Origin of the sequence: Rhabdaerophilum sp. SD176, assembly GCF_030143245.1 — a bacterium.
In the GTDB taxonomy this organism is placed as follows: Bacteria; Pseudomonadota; Alphaproteobacteria; order Rhizobiales; family Beijerinckiaceae; genus Rhabdaerophilum.
Window position 1 is genome coordinate 458,064 of sequence record NZ_JARJNS010000004.1, and the last position, 14,118, is coordinate 472,181.

The following is a 14,118-nucleotide window of genomic DNA, read 5'->3' on the forward strand; positions in this document are numbered from 1 at the left end:
GCGGGAGCTTGAACCCGCGGCAGCATCGAATTACAGGAACCAGAGACAAGGGCGCGAACCGGCGCCCTTTTTCAATGGCCCGTCCCCCGGGATGTGGACCGCAGCCGGTGATGGACGATGGAAAAGACGTTTGACCCGAAGCAGATCGAGGCGCGCATTGCCCGCGCGTGGGATCAGTCCGATGCCTTCCGGGCCCAGGCTGCCGGCCGGGCGAATGCCGAGCCTTTCACCATCGTCATCCCGCCGCCGAATGTCACCGGCTCGCTCCATATGGGGCATGCGCTCAACAACACGTTGCAGGATATTCTTTGCCGGTACTGGCGCATGAAGGGCCGGGACGTGCTCTGGCAGCCGGGCACCGACCATGCCGGCATTGCGACGCAGATGGTGGTCGAGCGCAAGCTTGCCTCGGAAGGCAAGCCGGATCGCCGGACGCTCGGCCGCGAGTCCTTCCTGCAGGAGGTCTGGGACTGGAAGGCGCAATCCGGTGGCACGATCATCAACCAGCTCAAGCGCCTCGGTGCCTCCTGTGACTGGTCGCGCGAGCGGTTCACCATGGACGAGGGCCTTTCCCGCGCGGTGCTCGCCTTCTTCGTGCGCCTGCATGAGAAGGGCCTGCTCTACAAGGACAAGCGCCTCGTCAACTGGGACCCCAAGCTCCTGACCGCGATCTCCGATCTCGAGGTCGAGCAGAAGGAAGTGAAGGGCAGCTATGCCTGGAAGCGTGGCGAGACTGACAAGGAAGGCAACCCGCGCGGCTTTGATGCGGCCGCCTTGGGCAAGATCCTCGACCGCGAGCCGGGCGGCCATCTCTACTATCTTGATTATGCGATCGAGGGGATGGCGTTCGACCCGGCCGATCCCGCGACCTGTATCACGGTGGCGACGACCCGCCCCGAGACGATGCTGGGCGATACTGCCATCGCGGTGCATCCGGAGAACGAGCGTTTGAAGCACCTGATCGGGCGCCATGCCATCCTGCCGCTGGTCGGCCGGCGCATTCCGATCATTGCGGATGACTATGCCGATCCCGAAAAGGGCACCGGCGCGGTGAAGATCACGCCTGCGCATGATTTCAACGACTTCGATGTCGGCAAGCGCCATGGCCTCGCCATGGTCAACTTGCTCGACAAGGAAGGCCGGATCGACCTTTCGGATCCCGCCTTCGCCACCGGCCTTTCGCCCGAAGCACTGGCTCTGGCGGAGCGGCCGCGATTCGAGGCGCGCAAGGCGATTGTCGCCTTCCTCGAGGCGGCCGGTGTGCTGCGGCAGGTTGAGCCGCATGCCCAGCAGGTGCCACATGGCGATCGTTCCGGCGTGCCGATCGAGCCTTTCCTCACCGAGCAATGGTATGTCGATGTGAAGCCGCTGGCCGCGAAGGCGATGGAATGGGTTCGCTCCGGCGCGATCACCATCCTGCCGGCGAACAAGGAGGCCGATTTCTTCCGCTGGATGGAGAATATCGAGCCCTGGTGCGTCTCGCGGCAGCTCTGGTGGGGCCATCAGATCCCGGCCTGGTATGGGCCGGATGGCAGCTACGTCGTCGCCGAGAGCGAGGCCGATGCGCGGCGTCAGGCCGAGGCAAAATGGGGCACCGGCGTGACACTGACGCGCGATCCCGACGTCCTCGACACCTGGTTCTCCTCGGCGCTCTGGCCGTTTTCGACGCTTGGCTGGCCGGATTCGACGGCTGAACTCACCAAATACTACCCGACCTCCGTGCTGGTGACCGGCGCGGATATCCTGTTCTTCTGGGTCGCCCGCATGATGATGGCCTCGGCAGCCCTCGAGCATGAGGGCAAGCCGCTCGATGTGCCGTTCCGGACCGTCTATCTGCACGGCCTCGTGCGGGATGAGAAGGGCCGGAAAATGTCCAAGAGCGTCGGCAATGTGCTCGATCCGCTGGAGGTGATCGAGGCGATGGGCGCCGATGCTCTGCGCTTCACCATTGCCAGCTTCGCGGCGCAGGGGCGCGACCCCAAGCTCGGCCTGAAGACGGCCGAGGGTTACCGCAACTTCTGCACAAAGCTCTGGAACGCCTCGCGTCTCGCCGAGATGTATGCCTGCCGGCGCGCGCCCGGCTTTGACCCGGCGGGCGCGACCGGCGCGCTCAACATCTGGGCAATCGGCGAGGCGGACAAGGCTCTGGCCGGCATCGTGGCCGGCATCGAGGGCTATCGCTTCAACGAGGCCGCCTTGTCGGCCTACAAATTCACCTGGAACACGTTCTGCGACTGGTATCTCGAACTGGCCAAGCCGGTTTTGCAGGGCGAGGACGGGCCGCTCAAGGCCGAGACGCAGGCGACGACGGCCTTCCTCCTCGACCGCATCGTGGCGATGCTGCACCCGTTCATGCCCTTCATCACCGAGGAATTGTGGCAGGTCTTCGGGGAATGGGCCGGCCAGAAGCCGGGCCTGCTCTGCGTCGAGGCATGGCCCGAGCCCGTCGGCCGTGATTCCGCGGCCGCCGAGGCCGAGATCGGCTTCGTGGTCGATCTCATCACCGAGATCCGCTCGGCCCGGGCCGAGATGAATGTGCCGGTGGCGACACTGGCGCCTGTGGTCTTTGTCGGGCTGGATGACGCTGCTCAGGAACGCGTCGGCCGGGCGACGGATGTCCTTAAGCGGCTCGCGCGCGTCTCCGAGGTACAGTTCGCGCCGGCTCCGCCGGGCCAGAGCGTCCAGCTTGTGGTGCGGGGGCTTGTTGCCTGCCTGCCGCTGGCGGGCATCATCGACTTCGCTGCCGAGCGCAAACGCCTGACGACCGAGCGCGACAAGCTGGTCAAGGATGTCGAGGGCACGATGCGCAAGCTGACCAATCCGGATTTCCTCGCCCGGGCGCCGGAAGAGGTGGTCGAGGAAAACCGCGAGCGCGTCGCGGAGGCCGAAGCCCGCATGGCGAAGATCGACGAGGCGCTGGCTCGGCTGGGGTGAGGGCGATGCCCGGTCCGGCATTGCCGGATCGGCTTTCTTGACCTTGATCGGGGCTGCGCCTGTCCGGTTCGCTCTTCCCATGGCCCGGGCGCATCATTGTGTCTGTTTCGCAACAACGCGGAATGATTCCGGATCGGCCTGTACCGCTGCCACGATGCGCCGCTTTTGCGCCACAAAGAAGCGTGTAGCTCGCGGCACTAAAGCTTTCGAAAATGGGTGGTTTCCCAAGGCGGGGCAGGCGGGTCGACCGTCAACCATGTCGGGAATTCATCCGGCCGGGCAGATTGTCGATCGGGGCCTTGCATGGCATCCGGGACAGCCACGGAACGAAAGCTCCGGGGTCGTACAGGGTCGGATCATGGATCATCGCGTATTCGACAAGTCGAGATTGCCCAGCCGCCATGTGACGGAGGGGCCGGAGCGTGCGCCGCACCGCTCCTATTACTACGCGATGGGCCTGACCCGGAACCAGATGCGCCAGCCCTTCATCGGCGTGGCTTCCTGCTGGAACGAGGCGGCGCCCTGCAATATTGCGCTGATGCGACAGGCCCAGGCGGTGAAGAAGGGTGTGGCGAGTGCCGGCGGCACACCGCGCGAATTCTGCACGATCACCGTCACCGATGGCATCGCGATGGGCCATCAGGGCATGAAATCCTCGCTGGTCAGCCGCGACGTGATTGCCGATTCCGTCGAGCTGACCATGCGTGGCCATTGCTATGATGCGCTGGTCGGCCTCGCAGGGTGTGACAAGTCGCTTCCCGGCATGATGATGGCAATGGTGCGCCTCAACGTGCCGTCGATCTTCATCTATGGTGGCTCGATTCTGCCTGGCTCCTTCAAGGGCAAGCCGGTGACCGTGCAGGACGTGTTCGAGGCCGTCGGCAAGCATTCCGTCGGCGCCATGTCGGACGAGGATCTCGAGACGCTCGAATCCGTGGCTTGCCCCTCCGCCGGGGCCTGCGGCGCCCAGTTCACCGCGAATACGATGGCGACGGTTTCCGAGGCGATCGGCCTCGCCTTGCCCTATTCCGCCGGCGCCCCGGCGCCCTACGAGATCCGCGACCAGTTCTGCATGACGGCCGGCGAGATGGTCATGGAGCTGATCGCCCGCAACATCCGCCCGCGCGACATCGTCACCCGCAAGGCGCTGGAAAATGCCGCCACCGTGGTGGCAGCCTCCGGCGGCTCGACCAATGCCGCCTTGCACCTGCCTGCCATCGCGCATGAGGTCGGCATCAAGTTCGACCTGTTCGATGTTGCCGAAATTTTCAGGAAAACGCCGTATATCGCCGATCTGAAACCGGGTGGTCGTTATGTCGCAAAGGACATGTTCGAGGTTGGTGGCATCCCCCTGATGATGAAGACGCTGCTCGATCATGGCTTCCTGCACGGCGATTGCCTCACCGTGACGGGCCGCACCATGGCCGAAAACCTCGCTTCCGTGAAATGGAACGACGAGCAGGATGTTGTCCGGCCCGCCAATGACCCGATCACTGTCACTGGCGGCGTGGTCGGCCTGTCCGGCAATCTCGCGCCCGATGGCGCCATCGTGAAGATCGCCGGCATGGCGCCGGACCGGCTCCGCTTCACAGGCCCGGCCCGCTGTTTCGACAGTGAGGAAGCCTGTTTCGAGGCGGTGAAGAAGCGCGAATACCGCGAGGGTGAGGTACTGGTCATCCGCTACGAGGGGCCGAAGGGCGGCCCTGGCATGCGTGAGATGCTGTCCACCACGGCAGCCCTCTATGGCCAGGGCATGGGCGACAAGGTGGCCCTGATCACGGATGGCCGTTTCTCGGGTGCGACGCGCGGTTTCTGCATCGGCCATGTCGGCCCGGAAGCGGCTGTCGGCGGCCCGATCGCCTTGCTCGAGGATGGCGATATCATCGAAATCGATGCGGTCACGGGGGTGCTGCAAACTCGCCTTACCGATGCCCAACTTGAAGCGCGTCGTAAGAACTGGAAGCCGCGAGAGACCGAATACGCCTCTGGCGCATTATGGAAATATGCCCAAACGGTCGGGTCTGCGCGCGATGGCGCGGTGACCCATCCGGGCGGCGTTGCCGAGAAGCATTGCTATGCAGATCTGTGAGCACACCCTGAGCCGGGGCACCGGCCTCGCCCCGGTCGGCGCCCGCTGGTCGGGCAGCGTGCTTGGCGCGTTGATGGCGCTGGCCATGGCCATTCCCGCGGCCTGGGCCTTCGATGTCAAGGAAGCGCCGCCGGCCCCGGCCGAAAAGGGTACGCTTTTCAAGTCGGTGGGCGAATCCCTGCGCGCTGGTTTGCGTGCGCTGTCCAGCGGCGACCCCGGTTCCGCCGTCGAGCCGCTGACTTTCGCTGCCCGCGAGGGCAATGTCGCGGCGCAATGGAAACTCGGCCAGATGTATCGCGAGGGCGAGGGCGTCCGCCGGGATGATTACAAGGCCTACCAGAACTTCTCGCAGATCGTGAACCTGCGTGCGGATGAGAGCCCGGATTCGCCTCATGCCCGCATGGTAGCGCAGGCCTTCGTCGCCCTTGGCAGCTACCACCTGACCGGCATCCCGAATACCCGCGTCCGCCGGGATCCGGGCCGCGCGAGGGAAATGTTCCATTATGCGGCCTCGTATTACAACGATGCCGATGCCCAGTATCATCTCGGACGCGTGTTGGCTGATGGCCTCAACGGCACGAAAGACCTCCAGCAGGCCGCGCGCTGGTTCTATCTCGCCGCCGAGCAGGGCCATGCCTTCGCGCAGGCCCGGTTCGGCCAGATGCTGTTCAATGGCGATGGCGTGCCGCGCCAGGCACCGCGTGGCCTGATGTGGATGCAACTGGCCCGTGAGCAGGTGGATCCGACCCGTTATCCATGGGTAGTCGAACTGAACGAGCGCGCCCGGGAAATCGCCACCGAGGACGAGCGGAAACTGTCGGAGGCCTTTCTGCGCAAGCGGGGCAAGGGCATCCGCTGACAACCGGGTGGATTCGCCCGTCGATCTCGGATAGGTCTTGCCCGCTGGGGGAGATGACCATGCCGTCCTTGAAGCCTCTGCTCGAATGTATCCTGCCCGTTCAGGCTGCTTTTGGCTTGATGGTCATGCTGGTTTCCGGCCCGCTTGTCGCCCAGCCGGCACAGATCATCGGCTCGGCCGAGATTGTCGAGAACCGCGTTTCTGGCGAGATTTCCGGCATCCGCCGTCAGCTGGCGCCCGAAGCCGAGATCTACCGCAGCGAGCTGATCCGGACCGAGGCTGCCTCCAGCACCCGCTTGCGCTTCTCTGATCGATCGGATCTCCGCCTCGGCCCGTCGGCCCAGATCCGGCTGGATTCTGCAATCTATACTGGTCAGGCGGGTACGGCCGTCACGCTCACCCGCGGCGCCTTGCGTTTTGTTTCCGGCAATGGCCCGGTCGGCACCTACCAGATCCGAACGCCTGTTGCGACGATTGGTCTGCGCGGCACCACGGTCGATATCGTTCTCCGCCAGGGGCGGGCCTTCGTCACCCTGGTGGATGGCGCGGCCCAGGTCTGCAGTGGCAATCGCTGTGCTTCACTCACCAATCGCTGTGACTATATCGAGGCTGGCGGCGGGCAGGTGAGCCCGGCCCGGCGGCTGAGCCCCAGTATCCCGACTTTCAGCACGGCGTGTCGTGGCGCCGCCTGTGGTGGCGCCGGCTGCACCGCAAGCGCAACGGGAACCCTCGGCCCTGCAGCGGCTCCACCCGGTGGCTATGACCCGGCTGGCGGCGCGTCAAGTGGAGCGGGCGGTTCCGGTGCGTCGGCCGGGGGCGGCAAAGGGCGTTAGGTCCTGTGCTTTTCCGCACCGTCTCCAGCCTTCCTTGCGATAAGGTAGCGGAAACGGAGCCCCTGCCATGAACATGGTTCAGCCTTGCCCGCCCTTCTCGCCTGACCGGCGCCACTCCGGACGGATGGCGCGCGCCGCCTTTTCAGCCCTCCTCCTCCTGCCCGCAGCCCTGCCGCTGCCCGCCCTGGCGAATGACGTGATCGGCAAGGCCGAAACGATCGAGAACCGCGTGATGGGCCAGCAGGGCGAGGCCCCGCGGCCGCTGGCTGTTCCGGATCCGGTTCACCGCAACGAACGCGTGACGACCGAGGACAAGGCGCAGGCCCGCCTCCGCTTCAAGGACGAAACCGATCTCCGCCTCGGCCCGAAGGCCAGCATCAAGCTCGATGCCTTCGTCTATTCCGGCGAGAAGAACGCCGCGATGGAACTCTCCGCCGGGGCGATGCGTTTCGTGTCGGGCAATGGCCCCAAAGGCAGCTACATCATCCGCACGCCGGTCGCGACCGTGGGGCTGCGCGGTACGACGGTCGAAGTCAGCGTCATCAACAACCGGACCTATGTTTCGCTGCATGAAGGCGCGGCGCAGGTCTGCACGCGTTCCGGCCGCTGCATGGATCTGACCCAGGCCTGCACGTATGTCTCTGTTGATGGACGGGGCGTGACCCTGCCGCAGCGGCTGTCCTCGCGCCTGCCGGTCTACTCGGCGCAATGCACCGGCGATTTCTGCGTGGTCGATCGCTGCACGCCGCAGATCAAGGGGCAGGGCGGGGTGGTTCCGCCAGCCGCCCGGCCGCCGCGCGCCACGCCGCCGAAAGCGCCGCGCCCCCGCCCGCAGCGGCCACGCCGCGTGGTGATCGAGGAAGAGGAGATCATTGATGAGCCGATCTATCGCCGGCCGGCCTATCCGGCTCTGGTCCCGGTCATTCCCGGCCTGATCATCGGGCCTGGTTTCGGGCGGCCACGCTTTCCCGGTTCTGGCGACCGCTATCCCGGACGGGTGCCGCAGGGCCCCAAAGGCCGGGGGTTCCAGTAATGGCCGGGGCGGCTCCGCTCAGGTGAGCCGTGCCCAGACGGGCACATGGTCCGAGGGCTTGTCCTCGGCCCGGAGATCCTTGTCGATCCCGACTTCGGCCAGCCTGTCCGCCGCGCGCGGCGAAAGCAGGAGATGGTCGATGCGGATGCCATTGTTCCGCTGCCAAGCGCCAGCCTGGTAATCCCAGAACGTGTAGAGGCCTGCCGCATCGGTGGTGGCGCGGAGGGCTTCCGTGAAACCGAGATTCAGCAGCCGTTGCAGGGCGGCCCGGCTCTCGGGCAGGAAAAGCGCATCCTGCGCCCAGGCGGCGGGCTCGCGCGCATCGCGTGCATCGGGGATGATGTTGTAATCGCCGGCAATGACGAGCTTTTCCTCGAGCGCCAGCAGGGTGCGGGCATGGTGGGTCAGCGCATCCATGAAGGCGAGCTTGTAGTCATATTTCGGCCCGGGCGCCGGGTTGCCGTTCGGGAAATACACACCGCAGATCCGCAGGGCCTCGCCGGGCACCGAGACGACGGCCTCGATATAGCGCGCCTGGCTGTCGTCAAAGCCGGGCAGGCCACGGTTCTCCACCTCCATCGGGTGTTTCGACAGGATGGCGACGCCGTTGAACGTCTTCTGGCCATGCGTCTCGACAGTGTAGCCCAGCGCTTCGATACTCTCGCGCGGGAAGGCCTCGTCGAGACATTTGAGTTCCTGCAGGCAGACAATGTCCGGCTGCCGGGCCTGAAGCCAGCGCAACAGATGCGCTTCACGCTGCCGCACCGAATTGACGTTGTAGGTCGCGATGATCATGTGCCCATCTGTAGCGCGAATCGCCCGCAGGGGGACAGCCGTTTCCCGCCGCCCACAGGAGTTCTCGGATGCAGCCGGAAGCCCGCTTCCTGATGGCCTATTGTGAACGTCTCGGCTCGCCCGCCTTCTGGGCCGAACCGCTGAACGCGCTGACCAATGCCGGCTTCGTGCTGGCGGCTGGCATGGCCTTCTGGCTCTGGCGCCAGCGCCACCCGCGGGATGTGCCTGCCCTCGTGCTGATCCTGCTGATGGTGGCGATCGGCATCGGCAGCTTCCTCTTCCACACCATCCCCAACCGTCGGACGGTGCTGATGGATGTCCTGCCGATCCAGGGCTTCATCCTTCTCTATCTCGGCCTCGCCATCCGCCGTTTCCTCGGCGCGCCGCTCTGGCTGGCCCTGGCCGGCCCGGTCATGTTCTTCGCTGCCTCGGCCGGTCTGGTGCAGCTTGCTGGTGCCAGCGCCTTGCGCGGCGGCATCGGCTATGTCCCGGCCTTGCTGGCGCTCTATGGCTTCGGTCTTGCTGTGGCGGCCCGCAGCCGACAGGCGGCGCCGGGAAGAGCCGGTCTGACGGGCGATGCCGCCCGGCCCATCGCCCGCGCCCTGCTGCTCGCCGGCGGGCTCTTCACCCTGTCGCTGGCTTTGCGCACCCTGGACCAGCCGCTCTGCAGCGCCTGGCCCTACGGGCTCCATTTTCTCTGGCACCTGTTCAATGCCACGGTTCTGGGGTTGCTCGCCCTTGCGGCGATCCGGGCGATCAATCCTCGTTGATCAGCTGGATCCGCCACATGCCGTAATGATGGTCCTGGCTCCAGTAGCCCTCGAGATAATCGCTCTCCGGAAAGCGATGCAGCGTCGCCCGCCCGCCGATCTCGACACAGCGCAACTCATAATGCCCCGGCGCCAGCGCCTTGCCGAAATAGCGCTCCTGCCCGTGCTCGCCCGGATACTCGACCGTGATTTCGTCGTGCTCGAGCCGCACCGCCCCGGTCACGTTCCGGCTCGGCCGGCCGGTATTGTAGAAGAACTCCACCGCGCTCTTGGCAAACACACTCATGCTGGTCTCCTCCTCGGCCCGTTCCGGGCCTGATGAAACCAGCATGGCGGGCTTCCCGGTCCCCCGCCATGATCGGGATCAAAGGGGAGGGGCATCCATGACTTCGGAATCAGTCAATTGTTCAGATCCTCGTAGAGATCGGCCCAATCCGGATTATCGGCGACAATGAGCCGGACCTTCCAGGCCCTTGGCCAGCGCTTGATGGATGTCTCGCGCTGGATCGCCTCGGCAATGCCGTCATGGCATTCAATCCAGACCAGCCTGTTCAGGCGATAGCGCCGGGTAAAGTGGCCGCCTTCGCCATTCCGGTGCTCGTAGCTTCATCTGGCGATATCATTCGTAACCCCGCAATAGAGGGTTCCGTTTGGCCGGTTGGTCATCATGTAGACATAGCCGGGCATGAAGTCGCTTCCCGTCAACGATCTCTTGATCGTGCCGGAAGCCAGCCCGTCGTGGAAGCGATGCAAGGTTGTGCACGCGAAACCCGGTTGTGCCCTTATGGCCGTCATGCCCGCCCTTGGGGCGGGCATCCATGACTTGTCCACCGGCTCTGCTCGTGGAGGATCGCCAAGTCGTGGATGGCCGGGCCAGGCCCGGCCATGACGGAGAGGGCCGGTCAACGGAAAAGCCCGGCCGGAGCCGGGCTTTATGTCTTATGGATCAAACAAGGGGACCGCCGATCACGAACAGCCCGTCGTTGAACCGCATGTATCACATTTCAGACAGGTGCCGTTCCGCACCAGAGTGAAGTTCATGCATTCCGGGCAGGCCTCGCCGACATAGCCCTTCATCTTGGCGATGGAGCGCTTGGTGGCGATATCGTTAGTCGCGGCGGCACCGGCCGGTCGCGCCGCCGGCGCCACGAAGCCGAGGCTCTCGATGGCTTCCGCGATCGAGGTATCCGCCTTCAGCGCTGTCGCGCCGGCCATGGCATAGACGGTGGTGGTGCTGGTGGCCGTGGCCGCCATTGCCCCGCCGCCGGCACCGCCCTCGACCACGCCGAGATAGTTGGTGGCGCGGCCGCGGACGAGGCCCTTCGAAACCACCCGCGCCGCCGGCGTCGAGCCCGAGGGCAGGCCCTCGGCATCGTCGCCCCGGCCCAGGGTCGTCGCGCCGAGATCATCCGGCGTCACATGGGCAAGGTCTTCGCGGCCGAGATAGGAAATGGCCAGCTCGCGGAACACGTAATCGAGGATCGACGTGGCCGACTTGATGGCGTCATTGCCCTGCACGAAGCCCGCCGGCTCGAACCGGGTGAAGGTGAAGGCATCGACATATTCCTCGAGCGGCACGCCATATTGCAGGCCGAGCGAGATCGCGATGGCGAAATTGTTCATCATGGCCCGGAAGGCGGCGCCTTCCTTGTGCATGTCGATGAAGATCTCGCCGAGGCGGCCATCCTCATATTCGCCGGTGCGCAGATAGACCTTGTGCCCGCCGACAATCGCCTTCTGGGTATAGCCCTTGCGGCGGCCCGGCAGCTTCTCGCGCTCGCGCACCTTCTCGATCCGCTCGATCACGCGCTCGACGATCTTCTCCGAGATCTGGGCCACGCGCGCCGCGTTCGGCATCGCCACCAGCGCCTCGACCGCCTCGTCGGCTTCCTCGGCCTCGTCCTCGATCAGGGCGGAGTTGAGCGGCTGGCTGAGCTTGGAGCCATCGCGGTAGAGCGCGTTGGCCTTCAGCGCCAGGCGCCAGGAGAGCAGATAGGCGCTCTTGCAATCCTCGACGGTCGCCTCGTTCGGCATGTTGATCGTCTTGGAGATCGCCCCCGAGATGAAGGGCTGCGCCGCCGCCATCATGGTGATGTGGCTCTCGACCGAGAGATAGCGCTTGCCGAGCCGGCCGCACGGATTGGCGCAATCGAAGACCGCGTAATGCTCCTGCTTGAGATGCGGCGCGCCTTCCAGCGTCATCGCCCCGCAGACATGGATATTGGCGGCCTCGATCTCCTTCTTCGAGAAGCCGAGGAAGGGCAGCAGCTCGAAGCTCATGTCATTGAGCTGCTCGTCGGTGATGCCCATCGCCTTCATCGCTTCGTCGCCGAAGGTCCAGCGGTTGAAGGCGAACTTGATGTCGAAGGCCGAGGGCAGGCCCTTTTCGAGCTTCTCGAGCATCTCGTCGGTGAAGCCCTTGGCCCGCAAGGTGGTGTGGTTGATGCCCGGCGCCTGCCGGAGCGAACCATGGCCCACCGCATAGGCCTCGATCTCGCCGATCTGGGCCTCGCTGTAGCCGAGCGTGCGCAGGGCCGCCGGAACCGCGCGGTTGATGATCTTGAAATAGCCGCCACCGGCCAGTTTCTTGAACTTCACCAGCGCGAAATCCGGCTCGATGCCCGTCGTGTCGCAATCCATGACAAGGCCGATCGTGCCCGTCGGGGCAATCACGGTGACCTGCGCATTGCGATAGCCATGCTTCTCGCCGAGCGCGAGGGCGCCATCCCAGGAGGCCACGGCATGCGTGACAAGCGCCGGGATCGGGCAATTCGCATGGTCGAGCGGCACCGGATTGACCGCAAGGGCCTCGTAGCCGGTGGCTTCGCCACGGGCGGCGCGGGCATGGTTGCGGATGACGCGCAGCATATGCGCCGCGTTCTTCTTGTAGCCCGGGAAGGGGCCCAGCTCGGAAGCGACCTCTGCCGAGGTGCGATAGCTCATCCCCGTCATCAGCGCCGTCAGGGCGCCGCAGAGCGCCCGGCCGGCATCCGAATCATAGGACAGGCCCATCGTCATCAGCAGGCCGCCGATATTGGCATAGCCGAGGCCGAGGGTGCGGAATTCATAGGACAGTTCGGCGATCTCCTTCGACGGGAACTGCGCCATCAGCACCGAGATCTCGAGCACCAGCGTCCAGACCCGGATCGTGTGCTCATAGGCGCGGATATCGAATGCGCGGCCCTCCGCATCATAATACTGGAGCAGGTTCATCGATGCGAGGTTGCAGGCCGTATCGTCGAGGAACATGTATTCCGAGCACGGATTCGAGGCATTGATCCGCCCCGAAGCCGGGCAGGTATGCCAGTCATTCATGGTCGTGTTGAAATGCAGGCCCGGATCGGCCGAGGCCCAGGCCGCATAACCGATCTTCTCCCAGAGGTCGCGGGCCTTCAGCGTCTTGGCCACCTTGCCGTCGATGCGGCGGATCAGGTTCCAGTCGCCATCGGCCTCGACCGCACGCAGGAAATCATCCGTCAGAGACACGGAATTGTTCGAGTTCTGGCCGGCAACGGTCAGATAGGCCTCGGAATCCCAGTCGGTATCATAGATGTCGAATTCGAGATCCTTGTAGCCCTGCTTGGCGAACTGGATCACGCGCTTGATGTAGTTGTCCGGCACCATCACGCGGCGCGCAGCCTTGATCTCGCGCTTCAGGGCCGGGTTCTTCTCCGGATCGAAGCAGGAATCGCCATCGCCCTCGCAATTGAGGCAGGCGCGCATGATCGCCTTCATGGCCTTGGCATTGATCTTCGAACCGGTGACGAGCGCAGCGACCTTCTGCTCTTCCTTCACCTTCCAGTCGATATAGGCCTCGATATCCGGATGGTCGGCATTGACGACCACCATCTTCGCCGCGCGGCGCGTCGTGCCGCCCGACTTGATCGCGCCCGCAGCACGGTCACCGATCTTGAGGAAGCTCATCAGCCCTGAGGAACGGCCACCGCCGGAAAGCTTCTCGCCTTCGCCGCGCAGCGCGGAGAAGTTCGAGCCCGTGCCGGAGCCGTATTTGAACAGGCGCGCCTCGCGCACCCAGAGATCCATGATCCCGCCCTCGTTGACGAGGTCGTCCTGCACGCCCTGGATGAAGCAGGCATGCGGCTGCGGATGCTCGTAGGAGGATTTCGAGCGGGTCAGCTTCCCGGTCTTGTAATCGACATAGAAATGGCCCTGGCCCGGGCCATCGATACCGTAAGCCCAGTGCAGGCCGGTATTGAACCATTGCGGCGAATTCGGCGCGACGCGCTGGGTGGCGAGCATGTAGCAAAGCTCGTCAAAGAAGGTCTGTGCGTCATCCTCGGAGGTGAAATAGCCCCCCTTCCAGCCCCAGTAGGTCCAGCAGCCGGCCAGCCGGTTGAAAACCTGCTTGGCGGAGGTTTCGGAGCCATAGCGCTCCTTCTCGGGCAGCGCGGCGAGGGCGGCCTCGTCCGGCACCGAGCGCCAGAGGAACGAGGGGACATCGTTCTCTTCGACACGCTTCAGCACCGCCGGCACGCCGGCCTTGCGGAAATACTTCTGCGCCAGCACGTCGGCGGCCACCTGACTCCAGCTCTCGGGAACTTCCAGCTTCTCAAGTCGGAACACCACCGAGCCGTCGGGATTCTTGATCTCCGAGCGTGTCTCGTGGAAGGCCAGGCCCGAATAGGGCGTCTGGCCTGCCTGGGTGTAAAGCCGTTCGAACTTCATCTCTCGTCCCCTTTTGGGTGCCTCGGCACCGCTGACCTTGCTCTTGCGAAGCGCCCGAACCGCTATGGAGAGGCGAATCCGCATTGAGCCGTGAATACTCACGGCCCCCGCCTGCTCCG

General features: G+C 64.9%; 9 protein-coding genes and 1 pseudogene. 6 read left to right on the forward strand and 4 right to left on the reverse strand.

Going from position 1 to position 14,118, the window contains the following annotated elements:
* Window positions 1-117: 117 nt before the first annotated feature.
* The 5 genes from P0652_RS11785 to P0652_RS11805 all read left to right on the forward strand — a co-directional run bounded on the left by P0652_RS11785 (window position 118) and on the right by P0652_RS11805 (window position 7,748).
* A complete protein-coding gene (locus tag P0652_RS11785) occupies window positions 118-2,934 on the forward strand; it encodes a valine--tRNA ligase (protein ID WP_284178999.1) in 2,817 nt (938 codons plus the stop codon).
* 358 nt (window positions 2,935-3,292) lie between these two features.
* Complete coding sequence (gene ilvD, locus P0652_RS11790) at window positions 3,293-5,023, forward strand: dihydroxy-acid dehydratase (RefSeq protein ID WP_284179000.1); 1,731 nt, start codon at window positions 3,293-3,295, stop codon at window positions 5,021-5,023.
* Window positions 5,010-5,882: a tetratricopeptide repeat protein gene (locus tag P0652_RS11795; RefSeq protein ID WP_284179001.1), complete on the forward strand. Its 873-nt coding sequence runs from the start codon at window positions 5,010-5,012 to the stop codon at window positions 5,880-5,882. The genes ilvD and P0652_RS11795 overlap by 14 nt, the downstream gene beginning before the upstream one ends.
* A gap of 59 nt (window positions 5,883-5,941) precedes the next feature.
* On the forward strand, window positions 5,942-6,715 hold the full coding sequence (locus P0652_RS11800; RefSeq protein ID WP_284179002.1) for a FecR family protein: 774 nt from the start codon (window positions 5,942-5,944) through the stop codon (window positions 6,713-6,715).
* Between the two features lie 67 nt (window positions 6,716-6,782).
* Complete coding sequence (locus P0652_RS11805; RefSeq protein WP_284179003.1) at window positions 6,783-7,748, forward strand: FecR family protein; 966 nt, start codon at window positions 6,783-6,785, stop codon at window positions 7,746-7,748.
* Between the two features lie 18 nt (window positions 7,749-7,766).
* On the opposite strand, the gene xth is transcribed toward P0652_RS11805, so the two are convergent.
* Window positions 7,767-8,543, reverse strand: a complete 777-nt coding sequence (gene xth / locus P0652_RS11810; protein WP_284179004.1) for an exodeoxyribonuclease III — start codon at window positions 8,541-8,543, stop codon at window positions 7,767-7,769.
* Window positions 8,544-8,611: 68 nt separating this feature from the next.
* Here xth and P0652_RS11815 point away from each other — a divergent pair, with 68 nt between their 5' ends.
* Window positions 8,612-9,313, forward strand: coding sequence for a ceramidase domain-containing protein (locus P0652_RS11815; protein WP_284179005.1), 702 nt, complete (start codon window positions 8,612-8,614; stop codon window positions 9,311-9,313).
* Here P0652_RS11815 and P0652_RS11820 read toward each other — a convergent pair.
* The 3 genes and pseudogenes from P0652_RS11820 to P0652_RS11830 all read right to left on the reverse strand — a co-directional run bounded on the left by P0652_RS11820 (window position 9,300) and on the right by P0652_RS11830 (window position 13,999).
* Complete coding sequence (locus tag P0652_RS11820) at window positions 9,300-9,599, reverse strand: hypothetical protein (RefSeq protein ID WP_284179006.1); 300 nt, start codon at window positions 9,597-9,599, stop codon at window positions 9,300-9,302. The two genes, P0652_RS11815 and P0652_RS11820, sit on opposite strands and share 14 nt — an antisense overlap.
* 113 nt (window positions 9,600-9,712) lie before the next feature.
* Window positions 9,713-9,901 (reverse strand): annotated as a pseudogene (locus tag P0652_RS11825) (GIY-YIG nuclease family protein); the annotation flags it as partial.
* Window positions 9,902-10,279: 378 nt separating this feature from the next.
* A complete protein-coding gene (locus tag P0652_RS11830) occupies window positions 10,280-13,999 on the reverse strand; it encodes a vitamin B12-dependent ribonucleotide reductase (protein WP_284179007.1) in 3,720 nt (1,239 codons plus the stop codon).
* Window positions 14,000-14,118 lie beyond the last annotated feature (119 nt).